Origin of the sequence: Lichenihabitans sp. PAMC28606 (genome assembly GCF_020616535.1) — a bacterium.
GTDB lineage: Bacteria > Pseudomonadota > Alphaproteobacteria > Rhizobiales > Beijerinckiaceae > Lichenihabitans > Lichenihabitans psoromatis.
Genome location: NZ_CP085136.1, coordinates 1,621,511 through 1,638,880, shown reverse-complemented (window position 1 = coordinate 1,638,880; position 17,370 = coordinate 1,621,511). Strand labels below are relative to the sequence as shown.

Here is a 17,370-nt window from a genome sequence, read left to right as displayed (position 1 = left end):
CTAATTAGTCTTTATGCGCCACGACGACGAGCCCCGGCGATCCGACACCATGCTCTCGGCGGATCGCCGCCGCATGCATCGTGTCGAGCGCTAGGCCGGCGCCGGCCATCACCTCGGCCACATAGACACGGGAATGGGCGTAGCGCAGGCTGTCGTTCAACCGGATTGCGTCGCCTTGGCTTTCCTCGATGCTGAAGGCCAGCAGGCCGCCACTGGTCAAAACGCGGGCGACGTCCGCGACGACGCGGTCGAGCGCGCCGACATAGACAAAGACATCCGCGGCCAAAACGAGATCGTAGCTTGCCGCAGCCCGCCGCCGCAGGCCGGCCTCCACGCTTTCAGCCACCACCTGCCGGTAAGCTCCGGTCGCGGTCGCAAGCGCCACCATGGCGGGCGAGAGATCGAGGCCGTCAACGAAATCGACGCGAGTCCGGATCGTCTTGCCCATCAGCCCGCTCCCACAGCCAAGATCGAGTGCGGCGGAAAACCGGCGGGTCGCGGCTGTTTCGTCGAGAGCCGCGAGGATCAGGGCTGGCCCGTCGTAGCCCAGCGTGTCGATCAGGTGGCGCTCGAACCGGGGCGCATAATCGTCGAAGAGAGCCGTCACATAGGCATCCGAGAGATCGGCCTCGATCGTTCCTCCATGCAGTCGCGCGAGATGGAGCGTCGCGCCGAAGATGCCGGACGGATCGAGAGTTGCGGCTTGGCGAAATGCCTCCGTGGCGGCCTCGCGGCGGCCTCGCCGCTCCTCGGCATGGGCCAGCATCATCCAGGCCGGAACCCAAGCCGGGACGCGTTCGAGCGTTTGCTCGAGCAGATCGGCGGCGGCTTCCGCGTCGCCTTCGGCCAGAAGAGTTTCGGCATAAGCGAAGCGGCGATCGGCCAGAAGATCGCCAGAGGATTGGGAGGAAGGTTTCACGCTTGATCGACCGTCTCGGAGAGGACGCATCCGCTTGCGTCGTAAGCTGGTGTTAACCCCAATCGAAGGGACAGTCCGCGATGAAGCGGCAGAACGGAATTTATTTGTGCCGATATCCTACGTTCATCTTCAATCGGTTAGAAGCGTCGCTGACCGTTCCGCGAAGCGTCGCAGGTTGTGCGTCTTGCAGTCCCGCAAGTCCGACCAGGCGAGAGCTTTGCAACAAAAGCGTCGTGCAGTCGTTGTTAGACGCAGGGACAGGCAGAGGAGAGAGCTATGACTTCGTTCCAAAAGAAGATTTTCGCGGGCAGCCTCGCTGCTTTGACCATGGTCGGCGCAGTTGGCGTGAGCACCGCACCGGCATCCGCTCGTGACGGTGGCGCCATTGCGGCTGGTGTGATCGGCGGCTTGGCGGTTGGCGCGATCGCAGGTTCGGCCGCAGCCAACAACGGTTATGGTTATGGCGCGCCGGCTTACGGCTACGCTCCCCCGCCGCCCCAGCCGGTTTATGGCGGCGGCTGCTACTTCACCCGTCAGCCCGTCTATGACGAGTATGGCGAAGTCATTGGTCGTCGTCGCGTGCGCGTCTGCGACTAAAAGGTCAGATTTAGCATCGAGCGAGGGGAGTTGGACCGATGGAACGACCTGGCACATCACAATCGATGAAGCGCCTTGGGCTTTTGCTCATGGTATGTTTCGTCGGCGCTCCCTTGGCGGCCGCTCCCGTGCTCGGTCAGATTTCCTTTCGGCCTCTGACGATCGGTCATTCGATCAAGGTCGTGAAAGCTTATGGACCGGACGATGAGGATTGCGTGTTCGTGACGCGGCGTGTGTCGCGTCCGGACGGGGTCACGCATCCGAAAAAGACGCTTGTCTGCAACGACTGAGATTTACTCTTTCAAATGAGCGCGAGTGACGTTCTCACGCTAACGCCGGCTGGACTTTACTGTCCGGCCGGCGATTTTTTTGTCGATCCGGTGCGCCCAGTCGAACGCGCCCTGATCACCCACGGTCATAGCGATCACGCCCGTGCCGGCCATGGCGCCGTGATGGCGACCCCCGAAACGCTCGCCATCATGGCAACCCGCTATGGCGAGGATTTCACGGGAACGCGACAGAGCGCGGAACTCGGGGTGATCCAGACGGTCGGCGGCGTCGAGGTGTCGTTTCATCCGGCTGGCCATGTGTTGGGCTCGGCACAAATTTCGATCACTCAGGCCGGCTTTCGAGTGGTTGTCTCGGGCGACTATAAACGGGCATCCGATCCGACCTGCCTGCCGTTCGAGCCGCTCCGCTGCCATGCTTTCATCACCGAAGCGACCTTCGGGCTGCCGGTCTTCCGTCATCCGAATGCGGCCGGCGAGGTCGTCCGGTTGCTGGCCTCGCAATCCCTTTTTCCGGAGCGGACCCATATTGTCGGCGCCTATGCGCTCGGCAAGGCGCAGCGTGTGATGGCGCTGTTGCGCCAAGCCGGGGACGATCGACCGATCCACATTCACGGTGCCTTGGAGCGTTTGACCGATCTGTATCGATCCTTAGGCATCGACCTCGGCGACGTGAGGCGCGTCGTGCCGGCCGAGCGAAAGACTTTGGCAGGGCAGATCGTGCTGTGCCCGCCCGGTGCCATCAAAGATGTTTGGGCGCAGAAATTTCCCGATCCGATGACGGTCGCGGCCTCCGGATGGATGCGGGTTCGCGCTCGGGCGCGCCAGAGCGGCGTGGAACTGCCGCTGATCATCTCGGACCATGCCGATTGGGACGAGCTCTGCGCCACCGTGATCGAGACGGGATGCAGCGAGCTCTGGGTTACGCATGGGGAGGCCGATGCGCTCGTCTATTGGGCGACCGCGAGAGGTCTCGACGCCCAGCCGCTGCATATGATCGGCTATGGCGACGAGGCTGACGACGAGCCGATTGACCCGCCCGCCGCCGCATGAAGGACTTTTCCCGCCTTCTGGACCGACTGTCGTTCGAGCCGTCCCGCAACGGCAAGCTGCGCCTGATGGAAGCCTATTTTCGCGTGACGCCCGATCCCGAGCGTGGCTTCGCGCTGGCGGCGCTGACCAGCAGCCTCAGTTTCACCAACGCTAAACCGGCGCTGATCCGCACGCTGGCGGCCGAGCGGACCGACCCGACCCTGTTCGGCCTCTCCTATGATTACGTCGGTGATCTCTCCGAGACGGTCGCGCTGATGTGGCCGCAGACGGGGCCAACCGCGTCAGCGCCATTGCTCTCCGACGTCGTGCGGGTGCTGGCCACGACGGGCCGCGTCGCTCTTCCGAAACAACTCGCGGCCTGGCTCGATAGTCTCGACGAGATCGGCCGCTGGGCATTGCTGAAGCTGATCACAGGGTCGCTGCGGATCGGCGTGTCGGCGCGCCTCGCCAAGACCGCCGTCGCGATGCTGGGTGGGTTCGAGCCGGACGAGATCGAGGAAGTCTGGCACGGCATGGCGCCTCCCTATGAGGCACTCTTCGCCTGGGTGAGTGGGCAGGGTCCGCGACCCGATGCGACCGACCCCGCTCCGTTCCGCACACCGATGCTCGCCCATGCGTTGGAAGAACGCGACGTCGCGCAGCTCGATCCCGCCGCCTTTTCGGCCGAATGGAAATGGGACGGGATCCGCGTCCAGGCCGTGACCGGCGTCGAGACGGGTGGGCGATCCGTCGTGCGGCTGTTCTCCCGCACGGGCGAGGATATTTCAGGCGCATTCCCAGATTTGGCGGATGCCCTGCTGGCGGGCGGTCTCGGCAGCGTAGCGCTCGATGGCGAATTGCTGGTCGTTCGCGAGGGCCATGTGGAATCCTTCGGCACCTTGCAGCAGCGGCTGAACCGCAAAGCCGTGACGCCGAAGCTGATGGCCGATTATCCGATCCATCTGCGGGTTTACGATCTGCTGTTCGACAATGGCGAGGATTTGCGGCCACTCGCCTTTGCGGAGAGACGCGAACGGCTCGACGCGTTCGTGCAGCGGGCCGGGCTGACCGTGATCGATCTATCGCCGCTCGTGAGGTTCAGCGATTGGGCCCATCTCGCCGCGATCCGTCTCGATCCGGCAAGCGCCGGCGCGGGCGAGGCCGCCGATGCGATCGAGGGGCTGATGCTGAAGCGTCTCGACAGTCCCTATGTGCCGGGTCGGCCGAAGGGGCTCTGGTACAAGTGGAAGCGCGAACCGTTCAACGTCGATGCGGTGCTGATGTATGCCCAGCGCGGGCATGGCAAGCGCTCGTCCTTCTATTCGGATTACACGTTTGGGGTGTGGCGCGACGGCGCAGCCGGGCCTGAACTGGTGCCGGTCGGGAAGGCTTATTCGGGCTTCACCGACCAGGAACTCACCAAGCTCGACCGCTATGTGCGGACCAACACGACCGGCCGGTTCGGCCCCGTACGCGAGGTGGCGCATGGGATGGCCGGCGGTTTGGTGCTGGAGATCGCTTTCGAGGGCCTCAACCGATCGTCCCGTCACAAATCCGGCGTGGCGATGCGATTTCCGCGCGTCAATCGCATTCGCTGGGATAAGCCGACCGCCGAGGCCGACACGCTGGCGAACCTCGAGCGACTGCTGAAGGAATAGTCCCGAGCCCGCTAACGCCCTTGCGGATCGACCCGCCTCAGCACCATGCCGGCATGGTGCAGAACGCCGTCGATGAAGGTGCCGTCGGCGGTAAATCCCGAGTCGTCTCAATAATCGATATGCTGACCTTTCACGACAAAGCGGCCCTCATAGGCGCGCTCATGCGTGCCCTGACGCGTCGATTTCGGCGGACAAAGCGGCGACTGCCTCAGGCGTCATCCAATATCTTTTGCATCCAGACAAGATCGAGATAGCGGCCGAATTTGAATCCCACCGCCGGCATACGCCCGGTCTCGACGAAGCCGTAGCGGGCGTGGAAGGCCAGTGAGGCCGCGTTGGTGGCATCGATGCCGCCCACCATGACGTGTTTGCCGCCGGCGCGTGCCGCCGCGATCAACGGCGGCATGAGCCGCGAGCCGACGCCAACGCGCTGGTGATCCTGATGGATATAGATCGAATGTTCGACGGTTTTGAAAAAGCCGTCATGCGGGCGAAAGTCACTGAAGGAGGCATAGCCCGCGACCTCGCCGTCCCGGTCGGCGATCAGGAACGGGTAGGATTTGGCCCGGCGGTCCTCGATCACAGCGCGTCTATTATCGAGATCGACCGGTTGCGTCGACCAGATCGCGGTGCCGTTCAGAATCGCGTCGTTATGGATCGCCAGGATCGCGGGGAGGTCATGGTCGGTGGCGTCGCGAACCAGGATGGGCACTGATGTCTCCTCAGACTTTGTCGTCGGGGGCACCTTTGTCCAGCGGACCCAACTCGGCAAGCGCGTCCTTGCGCGCAACCGCATGCCCCTCCGCCCAATCGAGTTCTTCCTCGATGGTGCGATAGGTATCATCCCCGATGGTGCGATTGCGGCGCAGACGATCGAGCGCGCCGCGTTCGGCCGCGATCGCCTCCATCCGCAGCCCGCCGATCACCTCCGCATCGACCCTGTGATCGGTGGTCTGCTCCTGCATCCGCACCGCATATTCGCGCCGGAGCAAGTCAGCCTCGCTTTCGCTCTTGGTCTTGAGCAATGCGAAAGCGGACCGGGCCGTCTCGCGCCGCGCGATTTTCTCCTCGCGATCGCTTTCGCCATCATCCGCCAAATCGAACCAGCGCAGCATCGGCCCGAGCGTCAGGCCCTGGATCACCAGGGTGCCGAGCACCACCGCGAAAGCCGCCGTGATGAGAAGATCGCGATAGGGAAAGCCACCCTGAGCACCATCGCCGTAAGGAAGCGCGAGCGCCGTCGCCAGCGTGACGACGCCGCGCATCCCGCACCAGGAAACCGCGATGCTGGCTTTCAGCGACGGCGCTTCAACGACGTCGCCTTCGCCGCGAGCCGCAAGGTGGCGACGGAGCGTCAGGCCGCGATTGTAGATCATGACCCAGCCGATTCGCGCCAGAATCACGGTCGCGAGGACGGCGGCCGAAAAGCCGGCATAGAGCCCGACCTTGCCGCTCACGTCGCGAAGAATGGGGTGAAGCTGTAAGCCCACGAGAATGAACGCGAGCGCGTTCAACACATAGATCGCGACATCCCAGACGGCGAAGGAGGCGCGTCGATTTCCCGCCGTCTGGTCGCGGGCCGTGACCTGGGAGAGCATGATCGCGTAAGCCACGACGGTGAGGATGGGCGAGACCCCGATCGTCTCGGCCACGATCCACACCGCGAAGGTGCCGGCAAATTGCAGCGAAACATGAACCGGGATGTCCTCGACGCGTCGCGTCAGGAACGGAAACAACCAGCCAAGGGCGATGCCGAGCAGGACGCCGCCGCCCGCTGAAAACAGAAGCGCCGGAATGGCCTGGAACGGCGTTACCGACGCGCCCAACGCCGCCCCCACCGCAAAACGGTAAATCAGCAGCGCACTTGCGTCGTTGAGCAGGCTTTCGCCCTCGAGGATCACCATCATGCGATGGGGCGGCGCGATGAGGCGCAGGATCGAGGTGGCGGCGGTGGCGTCCGGCGGCGCCACGATCGCCCCAAGCGCGATGGCGACCGCCCACGGCATGTCGGGCACCAACCAGCGGGCCACCACCGCAACGGCCGCGACCGTGACGACGACGCAGAACATCACAAGGCTGAACACAGGCGCCCAATTGGCCTTGAGATCGCGGGGCGACGTGTCGAAGGCTGCGTTCAGCAGAACCGGCGCGACGAACAACGCCAAAGCGAGGTCCGGATCGAGCCGCGCCGAGATCTTCTCGGTCGGCAGCAAAGCGAGAGCGGCCCCGGCGACCGCAAGCACCACGGGGTACGGCGCGCCCACCCGCGTCGAGAGGGTCGTCAGCAAAGCTGCCCCGATCAGCAGCCCGATCACCAGTTCGAAGAGTTCCATCGGGCTCCGTTATAGCAGGTCGTGGATCAGCCGGTTGATCATCGTCTTCGGTTAGCCGCGGTCGACGAAGAAAAACCCGAGGGCGAACAAGGAATAGACACCCACCAGCAGCAGGCCTTCGAACCAGGTCGTTTCCCCATCGGCCGCAATGGCCCGCACGATGAAGGCCGTGCTGGCGATGGCGAAGAGTTGCAGCGGATTGGAGAAGACCAGCGTCATCGGGTGGCCGAGCGCCCACGAGATCAACACGAGCAGCGGCGCCACCACAAGCGCGATCTGGATGGCGGAGCCGATCGAGATGTTGAGCACGAGGCCCATCTTGTCTTGCCGGGCGAAAAACACCGCCGCGATGAGATCGCCCCCGGTGCCGACAAGGGCCAAGACGACGACGCCGAGAAACATCGGCGACAGATGCAGCCCCGATGCGGTCGTCTCGAGCGCCCCTGACACGATTTCGGCCTCGATCGCCACGAAGATTGTGGCGCCGACCAGCACGCCGAGCGACAGCGGCAACGACCAGTCTGCCGTGCCGCGCTCGTCCGCGCTGGCGAAGATATCGCGATGGGTCACCAACGTGTAGACGAGATTGCCACCGTAGAGCGTCAGCAGAACGACCGAGACCGCAAGGCTCAGCAATTCGTCCGAAAGGCCGAGATTGCCCGTATGCGTGACGGTGCGCCCGGTGAGATCAAAGATCGCCGGCATCAGCAATGCGATCACGACCAGCATGAGCATCGTGGAGAGTTGGCCCGCCCGTTCGCGGTTGAACACCTGTTTCTCGCGCCCGACGCCTCCGACCAGAATCGCGATACCGAGGCCGAGCAGGCTGGTGCCCATGATCGACCCGGTCAATTGCGCCCGCACCACCTCGGCCTGGCCGTCGATCAGCACGAACAAAGCGAGGATCACCTCGGCGATACTGCCGAAGCTGACGTTGAGCAGGCCGCCGATCGTCGGTCCTGCACGTTCGGCGAGTTGCTCTGTGGCGCGGCGCGTCCAATCCGCCAGGACCGCGATGGCGACTGCGCCCAGCGCGAAATCCACGAACGAGGGCACGCCGACGACGTAGTGTAAAAGGAGCGAAAGCGGCACGAGAGCGAGCGGTATGAAGGTCATCGGAGGTCCTGATCGGGATCGGTGGCAGGCGATCTGGGGCGAGCCGCGACGGCGACGCTCCCGCCTATACGGCGTCGGGCTCGCTCGCGACAGCGGAGATCGTTTCGCGTCCCCACAGCGGCATCGCGGCCACAGGCGATGAGGGGTTGTGATCGGCTTATTGTAACGGCTGGACCGCCGCTCTAAGCTGTCGCATTCGGGACGCCAGGTTCCGGTCGGCGGGGGTTGGCGCGGGGATGGCGGACAGCAGAGCGATGCATGGTTCGACGGATGGGCCGCGCCACGAGAGCGACCAACCGTCAAATCCTGGGTTCATCCTTGTCGCGGTCGATGATCTTGTCGGACTCTGATCGGTCGGGCGTTCTGCCGTTTCATTCTGGAACGATCCGCGACGAGGCGGATGAGGACGGCCCCGCGACCGGACGGTTTCGCCACGCGCGCGTGCTGATGTACAGCCACGACACCTTCGGGCTCGGCCATTTGCGCCGCTGTCGCGCCATCGCGCATGCGCTGGTCGAGCGTTTCAAGGGCCTTAATGTCCTGATCGTCTCCGGCTCGCCGATCGTCGGCGCGTTCGAGTTTCGCACCCGCGTCGACTTTCTCAAAATTCCGAGCATCATCAAGCTCATCAACGGCGAATATACGCCGTTGGGCCAGCATACGGATGTGCATGAGACGCTGGCGTTGCGCCGCTCAATCATCCAGAGCACGGCCGAATCGTTCCAGCCGGATCTTTTCATCGTCGATAAGGAACCGCTCGGCCTGCGCGGAGAACTCGAAGGCACGCTCGCCTATCTGAAGGCGCGCGGCACCATGCTGGTGCTCGGTTTGCGCGAGGTCATGGATTCGCCCGCGCATCTCAAGGCCGAATGGGCCCGCAATGACGTGCTCCGCAAGCTCGACGCGTTTTACGACGCCGTCTGGGTCTACGGCCCGAAGGACTTTTACGATCCGCTGACCGGCCTCGATCCGCCGGCTTCGTTGCATGACCGGCTCTGCTGGACCGGGTATCTGCGGCGCGAGGTGCCGGCCGTAACGGCGTTTCACGGGCCGAGCCTGCCTGACGATTTTTTGCTGGTGACGGCGGGAGGTGGGGGCGACGGCGCCCGCATCATGCATCAGGTGATCGCCGCGCATGAACACACGCCCGGCCTGAGCGGGCCGGTCGTGATGGTTCTCGGCCCCTTCATGAAGGCGGAGGAACGCGACGAGGTCTATCGGCGGGCGGCGGCTTTCCCAAACCTCCACCTCATCGATTTCGACAATCGGATGGAGGCTTTGATTCAGGCCGCCGCTGGGGTGGTCTCGATGGGGGGATACAACACGTTTTGCGAGATCCTTTCGCTCGACAAACGCGCCCTTATCATCCCTCGCGTCACGCCGCGGGAGGAGCAATTGATTCGCGCCCGCCGTGCTCAGGGGCTGGGGCTCGTCGACATGCTCATGCCCGATGAGGCGGACGACCCGGCCGTCATGGCCGAGGCGCTTCGCCAGCTTGCGGTGCGGGCAAAACCGTCCGAAACCGCTTATGGGCGCCCGCTCGACGGGCTGCTGCGCATCGGCGATCTCGTTCACGATTATATCTCCGCGCGCGAGGATCTTGCGGCAAGCCTGCTCGAGCCCAATCTCGTCGAACGAGATCGGCGGGCGGGCGAGGCTTGAGGGAACCGATCGCCTTCGTGCTCAAGGGGTATCCGCGCCTCTCTGAGACATTCATTGCCGAGGAGATCCTCGGGCTGGAGCAAGCCGGCTTCGATCTGAGGATCGTGGCGCTGCGCCACCCCACCGATACCAAGCTGCATCCCGTTCACCGCGCCATCAAGGCGCCGGTCAGCTATCTGCCCGAATATCTCCACCAGGAGCCGCTGCGGGTTCTGAAAGCGTGGTGGAGCCTGAGACAACGGCCGGGCTTGGCGAAGGCCTGGCGGCAGTTCCGCGCCGATCTTCCGCGCGACATCAGCCGCAACCGCTTTCGCCGCATGGGGCAGGCGATGGTGCTGGCCGCCGACCTGCCGCCGGATGTCACACGCCTCCACGCGCATTTCATCCATACGCCAGCCAGCGTGGTCGATTATGCCAGCCTCATCCTCGGTCGTCCCTGGACGTGCTCGGCGCATGCCAAGGACATCTGGACCTCGCCGGATTGGGAGATCGCGGGCAAGTTGCGCCGCGCGATCTGGACCGTGACCTGCACGCGCGCCGGGCTGCACCGGCTGCAATCCCTCAGCCCGGTCGGCAAGGCGGTTCATCTCGTCTATCACGGGCTGAAGCTCGATCGCTTCAGACCTCTTGCGCCGTTCCGAGGTCAACGGGATGGCCTAGATCAAGCGCAGCCGGTGCGGCTTCTCAGTGTCGGGCGCGCGGTCGAGAAGAAGGGCTTTGACACGCTCCTCGATGCGTTGGCGCTGCTGCCTCCCGATTGCGCTTGGGCGTGGACGCATATCGGCGGCGGGCCGCTTCTTCCCGCCCTCAAGCAACAGGCCGAGCGGCTTGGGTTGAGCGCGCGCCTTACCTTCCTGGGCGCGCAGGACCAGACGGTCGTGCTCGAGCGCTATCGCGCCTCGGATCTCTTCATCCTGCCGTGCCGAGTTGCGCAGGATGGCGATCGCGACGGGCTGCCGAACGTGCTGGTCGAAGCGCAGAGCCAGTCGCTCGTCTGCATCTCCACCGATGTCGGCGGCGTCGCCGAATTGATCGAGCATGATCGCAATGGCCTGCTGGTTCCACCCGACCAGCCCGAGGCTCTTGCGGACGCGATCCATCGCCTCATCCGTGATCCTTCGATCCGCCGACGTCTCGGCGACGCCGGCGGCCGGCGCGTTGCCGCTGATTTCGATGCCCGGACCAGCCTGTCGGCGCTGGCCGCGCTGTTCGATGGATCGGCGGCCGACACGGATGCGACGGGGCTTGCTCCGGAGGCCGGCATGCGGCCATGGTCAGACGCTATGATCGACGAGACAAGGGTTCCACCGATGATCGAAACCGCCTCCACCGTGTCGCGCACGGCATCACGTCCCTGAACCGTCCGCGCCTCCTCTTCTACGTCCAACATCTGTTGGGAATCGGGCATTTGGTGCGCGGCTCGCGCCTCGCCAAAGCCATGGCGGCCGGTCCGTTCGACGTGACTGTCGTGGTTGGCGGCACCCTTCCACCGCGTCTTGATTTCGGCGATGCCGCCATCGTCTGTCTGCCGCCCGTCAAGGCCGGGCCAGGCGGGTTCGCCGATCTTGTGACCCCCGATGGCAAGGTGTTCGGGCCAGAGGCGCGGGACGCGCGCCGTGACCAACTCCTGCGCCATGCCGAGACGATCAAGCCCGATATCGTGCTGATTGAGGCCTTTCCGTTCGGGCGACGTCAGATGCGTTTCGAGTTGCTGCCGTTGCTTGAGGCCCTGCAGGCTTGCGCCCACCCGCCGCTGATCGCGGTGTCGCTGCGCGACATCCTGCAAGAGAATCGCAAGCCGAGCCGGGATGCCGAAACCGTCGCGCTGGTGCAGCGCTATGTCGATCTCGTCATCGTGCATGGTGACCCGACGCTGGGAACACTCGGCGATAGTTTCCCGCTCGCGGGCGAGATCGCCGACACCATCGTGTATAGCGGCCTCGTGGGTCCCGCGCCTGCCGAGATGCCGATGACCGAGCCCTTCGACGTCATCGTGTCGGTCGGCGGTGGCGCTGTCGGCGCGTCCTTGCTGCATGCGGCCCTCGCGGCCAAACCTTTGTCGCGCGCCGCCAGCCTCTCTTGGTTGGTGCTGACCGGCCCCAACCTTCCGGCCTCCGATCGTCTCGTCGATCCGTCCGGTGTGACGCTCCGAACCTTCGAGGCTGATTTACCGGCTCGTCTCCGCGCCGCGACCCTGTCGATCTCGCAGGCCGGCTACAATACGGTGGCGGATCTCCTGTCCGCCCCGACCTGCCGGGCCGTTTTGGTCCCGCACGCGATGACGGGTGAAACCGAGCAAGAGCGCCGCGCCACTTTGCTCGAGCGACGTGGGTGGGCTGTGGTCGTCGATGAGGCGACCCTCGATCCGGCTCGGCTCGCGGCCGGAATCGATCGGGCCCTTGATCTGCCTCCGCGCGAAACCACTTTCGACTTCAATGGGGCTGCCGAAACGGCGCGTCTGCTCGAGCAGAGATGGCGCCAAACCGATCCGGTCGCACCCTGACGCGCTTTGTTGTAGGATCGATCGGCCCGACTGGCCCATGATGACGTATCTTCATCACCGGCTAGACGCCGTTAACAGGTTACGCGCCGCTTCCATGACGCGCACGAAATCAAGTTGTCGCGCATGAACGCAAGCCTCTTCAGATATATTTGGACTCAGACCCGCAAGGAACAGATCTGGATTCTGTTCATCATCCTTGCGTCGATGCCGTTCAACTTTCTCATGTTGGACCTGCCGAAATATATCGTGAATGGGCCGATCCAGGCGAAAGGTTTTGAGACCGCGAACGCCACGCAGCACTTCTTTCAAGTCAAGGTACCGGTGCCATTCGGGCTCGTCGAGGGCGGCTCCTATGAGGTGATGCACGGATTCGACCTCAATCGTCTGTGGTCGCTCATCGTGCTCAGCGGCTTGTTCTTGCTGCTTGTCATCATCAACGGCTTGTTCAAATTCTACATCAACACCTACAAGGGTCGCCTCGGCGAGCGCATGCTTCAGCAGTTGCGCTACGAGTTGATCGACCGGGTCTTGCGTTTTCCGCCCAGCGAATTCCGCCGCGTGAAGCCGGCCGAGATCGCCACCATGATCAAGGACGAGGTCGAACCACTCGGCGGCTTCATCGGCGACAGCTACGTACAGCCGGTGTTCCTCGGCGGCCAGATCATCACGTCGATCGTGTTTATTCTCCTGCAGAATTTTTCGCTGGGGCTGATCGCGGTTTCGCTTCTGCTGGTGCAGGGCGTCGTCATCCCGCGCCTGAGGCGCAAGCAGTTGATTCTTGGCCGGCAGCGGCAATTGACGTCGCGCGCCCTGGCCGGCCGCATCGGCGAGATCATCGACGATATCGAAAGCATCCATACCAACGACACATCGAACTATCAGCGCGCCGAGCTTGCCAACCGGCTCACCGCAATCTTCGCGATCCGCTTCGCGCTCTACCAATGGAAATTCTTCGTCAAATTCCTGAACAACCTCTTGGCTCAGGTGACGCCGTTCCTGTTCTATATGGTGGGTGGGTTCCTCGCGATTTCGGGCCATCTCAACATCGGCCAGCTCGTCGCGGTCATCTCGGCCTACAAGGATCTCCCGTCCCCCGTGAAGGACCTGATCGATTGGGACCAGCAGCGTCTCGACGTCGAGGTCAAATATACGCAGGTGATGGAGCAATTCTCGGTCGACGACTCGATCGAGCTGTTGGCGCCGCCGGATTTCGAGGGACCGATCTCCCATCTCGAGGGCGAATTGGCGTTCAGCAACGTAGCGGTGCTGGATAGCACCGGAACGCGCCTTCTCGATGCGTGCAGCTTTTCCATGGACCTGAACGAGCAGGTCGCGATCGAGGGGAGTTCGACCGGCGGCGGCGAAACCATGGTGGCGGTCGCCTCACGTCTCGTCTCCTTGATGAGTGGTCGCGTCATGTTGGCGGGGCGCGATCTTAAGGAATGGCCCTTGGCCATCACCGGGCGACGCATCTCGTTCGTCGGCACCGAAACCTTCTTTCCGCAATCGGATATCGCCGATGCGCTCCTTTATGGGTTGCGACACACCAATGCGCTGCCCGACAGCGACACCTCGCGCCACAAGATCATCAAGGGGCGGGGCAACAGCCTCGACTTTCTGGCCGACTGGACCGACTACGAAGCGGCTGGCGCGACCGGGCCGGCCGATATCGTCGAGCGTCTTCGGCGGGTCGTTCAGGTCGTCGATCTCGAAAACGACATCGTCAGCTTCGGGTTGAATCGTCAACTCGCGACCGATTCCGAGGAGATCCGCACGCGGTTCGTCGATGCGCGTGCCATCTTCCGCGAGCGGCTCGAGGCGGCGGGCCTCACCCAATTGGTGGAGGCCTTCGATCCCTGGCGCTACAACATGCAATCGTCGATCGGCGAGAATTTGATTTTCGGAACGCCGATCAACGAGGACTTCAGCGCGCGGAGGCTTGGCAGCAATCCGGTCCTGCGCCGCGTTCTGGCATCCCAAAGGCTCGATGTCGATCTCTTCGAGATGGGTCGCGAGATTGCCAATACGATCATGGAGGTATTCGAGGGCCTGCAGCCCGACAACCCGCTGTTTGAGCAACTGAGCTTGATGGCGCCCGAGCAATTTCCGGATTATCAGGCTGCCATCAAGCGGATCGGCAACAAGAAGTTCCAGCAAGCCTCGGCCGCCGACCAGGCGATCTTTCTCGATCTCGCGTTCGGCTACATCGAAGAACGCGATCGGCTTGGCTTGCTCGATCGCGATCGGATCGACCGTTTGCTCGAGACGCGACATATCTTTCACGACATGCTTGGTGATGACCAGCAGGACATCGCCTTCTACGATCCGGCGCATTACAACCTCGCCGCCACCGTGAAGGATAATCTGCTCATGGGCCGCGTCGCCTTCGGGGTCGCCGAAGCCGAAGCGCGGATTTCCGGGATCGTGCAGCAGATCGTCGATGATCTCGATCTGCGCCCCGTGGTGTTCGAGGCAGGGCTCGCGTTTAACATCGGGAGTGGCGGCAAGCGCCTCACGGCCGTGCAGCGTCAGAAGCTGGCCCTGGCCCGCGCAATTTTGCGGCGACCAGACCTGCTCTTGGCGCATCGGCCGTTGGGACAACTCGATGGCCGGGCGCAGGCCGCGATCCTCAAGCGGGTGCTTGCCCTGGCGCGTGGCGAGGATGGTCCTGGGTTCGGTATCTTGTGGAACCTTGAAAACCCCGCTCTTGGTGAACAATTCCCTCGCTTGATCCGGATGGAGCACGGTAGAGTTGCGACAGATCAAAAGAAAACGCCGGCCACCGTCGTGAATGTTGCTGATTATCCCCGAGTTCGGGCGTCTGCCTGAAGACGTGCCATCTTCCAGCGTTCGGAGAAAGGACGTGTCGTGAGTTTGTTGAAGGAAGACATCGAAGTCCTCCGCGAAGTCCCTATCTTTGCGTCGGTCGAATTGTCGAAACTTAAACTTTTGGCATTCGCGTCCCAACGCATGGCCTTCGATACGGGCCAAACCCTATGCCGCGAGGGTGAGAGCGGAGAAACCGCTTACGTGATCATCAAGGGCCAGGCGGATGTCTCGGTCCGTGCCGGCGATAGCGAGGTGACGGTCGCGACCGTTGGCCGAAACGACTTCATCGGCGATATGGCGATTCTCTGCGATATGCCGCGAACCGCGACCGTGACGGCCGCATGCCGCTGCGAGACGCTGGTGATCGGCAAGTCTCAGTTGATGGGGTTATTGAGGAGTTTCCCCGATATGGGGATCGCGATGATGCGAGTCTTAGCGACGCGGCTCGAACGAACAAACCGGGCACTTGCCCAGGTTCAACACGAGCGCGAAAACCTGCATTGACGTGGGCTCAATCGGCACGGATCGTTGAGTCGGCGGCCGCGACGGCCATAAAAGAAACGGCTGGGCTTGGCCGAACCTCGTCGAAAAATTGCTCGAGAAAGTCCCACGCCGCTTCGTCATGAGCGAGGTGATGGGCTAAAAGCCCGATCGGTCCGCGATGCAGGCGCGCTGCATCGATGGCGCGAACGAGCCGCCCGCAGAGGTCGCGGATGCTGCGTCCGCGGCGTCCGTTGCGCCAATCGATGAGATCGAGATCGCAATTCAGAAGCTTGAGGCCATCGACCCCGCCGGGCGTCGGCCGATCGAACGTCGAGAGCGTGCGATAGCCTGCCTGCGGAAGCGCCGGCAATACGCTCGGCCTGATGCGATTCCAGGGCGGCACCAGCGTATCGGCCGATCCCGACCCGAACAGATCATGCAGAGCGCGCCGCCCCTCCGCCAATTCAGCCAGCACCACCTCATCCGGCCGATCGCCCCCGAGTTCGCAGGCGCGCTCGCCCGGACGGGCATGATTCGTGTGCGCCCAGCCGTGCTGGCAAGGCGTCACCCACGTTCGCTCGGCGACCCAAGCCGCGAGCGGCGCCGTCGCGCCGGCCGGAATGACGGCGAGCAGGACCGGCATGGAATGGCTGCCGCTGAGCTCACCGAGGCGATTGAGAGCGGGCGTCACAGCGATCGCGTCGTCGTCGCGCAGCCAAAACCGTGTCGTGCCTCCGTCATCGGCCGTTCGATCCAAGGCCTCGCGTACCGCGACCCAGGGATCGTCCGACTGTGCCGAGATCATCATAGTGCGGCTCCGTTCATCGGCTGACGCGCGCGGTCGAGGCCGCTCTGCAGCCTGGCGGCTGCGCCCGCGAGGGTCCGCTCGCCGTGCACGAACGCAGAGGCGGCTTCGCCGAACGCCGCGCGAAGCGCGGGGTCGGTCAGCAGGCGCGCGATCGCCGCCGCATAGTCCGACAGATCGTTCGCGGTGAGCAGCCCTGTCGTTCCGTCGCGCACCACGCTCGGTGTCCCCTCGCCGCGCACCGCGATGACGGGACGTCCACAGGCCTGAGCCTCGAGGTAACTCAAGCCAAAGGCTTCGTTGAAGCCCGGCCAGACGAACAGATCGGCTGTCATGAGCGCGTCGGCCACGGCGTCTCCCGCCAATGCGCCACGCCAAACCAGACGGTCGGGCGGAAGAGGCGCGAAAGCCGTTTCGACCTTCGACCGCGCCGGACCGTCGCCGATGATCGTCAAGCGCCAGTCGAGATGCTGAAGGCGCATCAAGGCCGCGGCCAAAAATCTGTAGCTGTGAAGCTTGTCTCCCGGCCGCATCATCGCGACCGTCACGAGCTGCGTGCCGTGACGCGTCTCCGGACGAGGCGATCGCGTGTAGCGGCTCGTCTCGATGAAAGGCGGGAGATCGATCAGGCGGTCCGACTCATGCACGATCTCGGCGAGGCCGAGGCGATCGTTGGCCGTGAAGCAGAAGTTGACGGCAGCCTCGCGGATCGCCGCCTCGACCAGCGCATGTCCGGCCTGCCATGGGCCGCCCTCGCGCTTGGCCGCATGGGACGCTTCGGCCGTCACATAAGGTAGGGCGAAGCGCCGCGCCAAGGCCGCACCGATCAAGTCCGGTGCTTTATAATACAGGTGGTAGGCAAAGATCAGATCCGGCGTCAGGGCCGGTCTGTCGCTCCATTGCGCCGCGATGGACGCCACCTCGTCTCGCGCGCCCTCGGCGATTCGGGCTCGTTCAGCGTCGTCCGGCGTCGCGCTGAAACAGCGGAACGTCGAGATCAGCGAAACGGCATGGCCCCCGAGGCGAAGCGCCTCGATCAAGAGGCGCGCCATCTGTCGGTCGCCCGACGGCACAGGATGATTCGGCGCCTTGAGGGGCGCATAAAAACCAATCTGCATTGCGGGCTCAGCGCCCTCGGCGCGGAAC

General features: G+C 63.8%; 15 protein-coding genes and 1 pseudogene. 9 read left to right on the top strand and 7 right to left on the bottom strand.

Features of this window, described 5'->3' with window-relative positions:
• Window positions 1–4 precede the first annotated feature (4 nt).
• Entirely contained in the window at window positions 5–919 is a 915-nt protein-coding gene (locus LGH83_RS07740) for a methyltransferase domain-containing protein (RefSeq protein ID WP_227401288.1), read from the bottom strand.
• 276 nt (window positions 920–1,195) lie between these two features.
• On the opposite strand from LGH83_RS07740, the gene LGH83_RS07735 reads away from it, so the two are divergent.
• From LGH83_RS07735 to LGH83_RS07720, 4 genes are all read left to right on the top strand, one after another.
• Window positions 1,196–1,516, top strand: a complete 321-nt coding sequence (locus LGH83_RS07735) for a hypothetical protein (RefSeq protein WP_227401287.1) — start codon at window positions 1,196–1,198, stop codon at window positions 1,514–1,516.
• An 89-nt stretch (window positions 1,517–1,605) separates the two neighbouring features.
• Entirely contained in the window at window positions 1,606–1,806 is a 201-nt protein-coding gene (locus tag LGH83_RS07730) for a hypothetical protein (RefSeq protein WP_227401286.1), read from the top strand.
• A 15-nt stretch (window positions 1,807–1,821) separates the two neighbouring features.
• Window positions 1,822–2,856, top strand: coding sequence for a ligase-associated DNA damage response exonuclease (locus LGH83_RS07725; protein ID WP_227401285.1), 1,035 nt, complete (start codon window positions 1,822–1,824; stop codon window positions 2,854–2,856).
• Window positions 2,853–4,493: a cisplatin damage response ATP-dependent DNA ligase gene (locus LGH83_RS07720; RefSeq protein WP_227401284.1), complete on the top strand. Its 1,641-nt coding sequence runs from the start codon at window positions 2,853–2,855 to the stop codon at window positions 4,491–4,493. The genes LGH83_RS07725 and LGH83_RS07720 overlap by 4 nt, the downstream gene beginning before the upstream one ends.
• Before the next feature lie 11 nt (window positions 4,494–4,504).
• Here LGH83_RS07720 and LGH83_RS07715 read toward each other — a convergent pair.
• The 4 genes and pseudogenes from LGH83_RS07715 to cax form a co-directional block, all read right to left on the bottom strand.
• Window positions 4,505–4,666, bottom strand: a pseudogene (locus tag LGH83_RS07715) (Atu4866 domain-containing protein); the annotation flags it as partial.
• A gap of 35 nt (window positions 4,667–4,701) precedes the next feature.
• Window positions 4,702–5,205 carry a GNAT family N-acetyltransferase gene (locus LGH83_RS07710; RefSeq protein WP_227401283.1) on the bottom strand — a complete coding sequence of 168 codons (504 nt, stop codon included), beginning with the start codon at window positions 5,203–5,205 and terminating at the stop codon, window positions 4,702–4,704.
• Between the two features lie 10 nt (window positions 5,206–5,215).
• The gene (locus LGH83_RS07705) at window positions 5,216–6,826 is read right to left on the bottom strand and encodes a cation:proton antiporter (protein ID WP_227401282.1); all 1,611 of its coding nucleotides are present in this window, start codon (window positions 6,824–6,826) and stop codon (window positions 5,216–5,218) included.
• Between the two features lie 51 nt (window positions 6,827–6,877).
• Entirely contained in the window at window positions 6,878–7,942 is a 1,065-nt protein-coding gene (gene cax / locus LGH83_RS07700) for a calcium/proton exchanger (protein ID WP_227401281.1), read from the bottom strand.
• 447 nt (window positions 7,943–8,389) lie between these two features.
• On the opposite strand from cax, the gene LGH83_RS07695 reads away from it, so the two are divergent.
• The 5 genes from LGH83_RS07695 to LGH83_RS07675 all read left to right on the top strand — a co-directional run bounded on the left by LGH83_RS07695 (window position 8,390) and on the right by LGH83_RS07675 (window position 15,440).
• A complete protein-coding gene (locus LGH83_RS07695; protein ID WP_227401770.1) occupies window positions 8,390–9,604 on the top strand; it encodes a glycosyltransferase family protein in 1,215 nt (404 codons plus the stop codon).
• Window positions 9,601–10,962 carry a glycosyltransferase family 4 protein gene (locus LGH83_RS07690; RefSeq protein WP_227401280.1) on the top strand — a complete coding sequence of 454 codons (1,362 nt, stop codon included), beginning with the start codon at window positions 9,601–9,603 and terminating at the stop codon, window positions 10,960–10,962. Before LGH83_RS07695 ends, LGH83_RS07690 begins: the two co-directional genes overlap by 4 nt.
• Entirely contained in the window at window positions 10,875–12,107 is a 1,233-nt protein-coding gene (locus LGH83_RS07685) for a glycosyltransferase family protein (RefSeq protein ID WP_227401279.1), read from the top strand. The genes LGH83_RS07690 and LGH83_RS07685 overlap by 88 nt, the downstream gene beginning before the upstream one ends.
• 123 nt (window positions 12,108–12,230) lie before the next feature.
• On the top strand, window positions 12,231–14,936 hold the full coding sequence (locus tag LGH83_RS07680; RefSeq protein WP_227401278.1) for an ABC transporter transmembrane domain-containing protein: 2,706 nt from the start codon (window positions 12,231–12,233) through the stop codon (window positions 14,934–14,936).
• A gap of 39 nt (window positions 14,937–14,975) precedes the next feature.
• Window positions 14,976–15,440: a cyclic nucleotide-binding domain-containing protein gene (locus LGH83_RS07675; RefSeq protein ID WP_131118935.1), complete on the top strand. Its 465-nt coding sequence runs from the start codon at window positions 14,976–14,978 to the stop codon at window positions 15,438–15,440.
• 7 nt (window positions 15,441–15,447) lie between these two features.
• Here the strand turns inward: LGH83_RS07675 and LGH83_RS07670 are convergent, their stop codons facing one another.
• Both LGH83_RS07670 and LGH83_RS07665 read right to left on the bottom strand, forming a co-directional pair.
• Window positions 15,448–16,227, bottom strand: coding sequence for a polysaccharide deacetylase family protein (locus LGH83_RS07670; RefSeq protein ID WP_227401277.1), 780 nt, complete (start codon window positions 16,225–16,227; stop codon window positions 15,448–15,450).
• The gene (locus LGH83_RS07665; RefSeq protein ID WP_227401769.1) at window positions 16,224–17,342 is read right to left on the bottom strand and encodes a glycosyltransferase family 4 protein; all 1,119 of its coding nucleotides are present in this window, start codon (window positions 17,340–17,342) and stop codon (window positions 16,224–16,226) included. Before LGH83_RS07665 ends, LGH83_RS07670 begins: the two co-directional genes overlap by 4 nt.
• Between the last annotated feature and the right edge of the window lie 28 nt (window positions 17,343–17,370).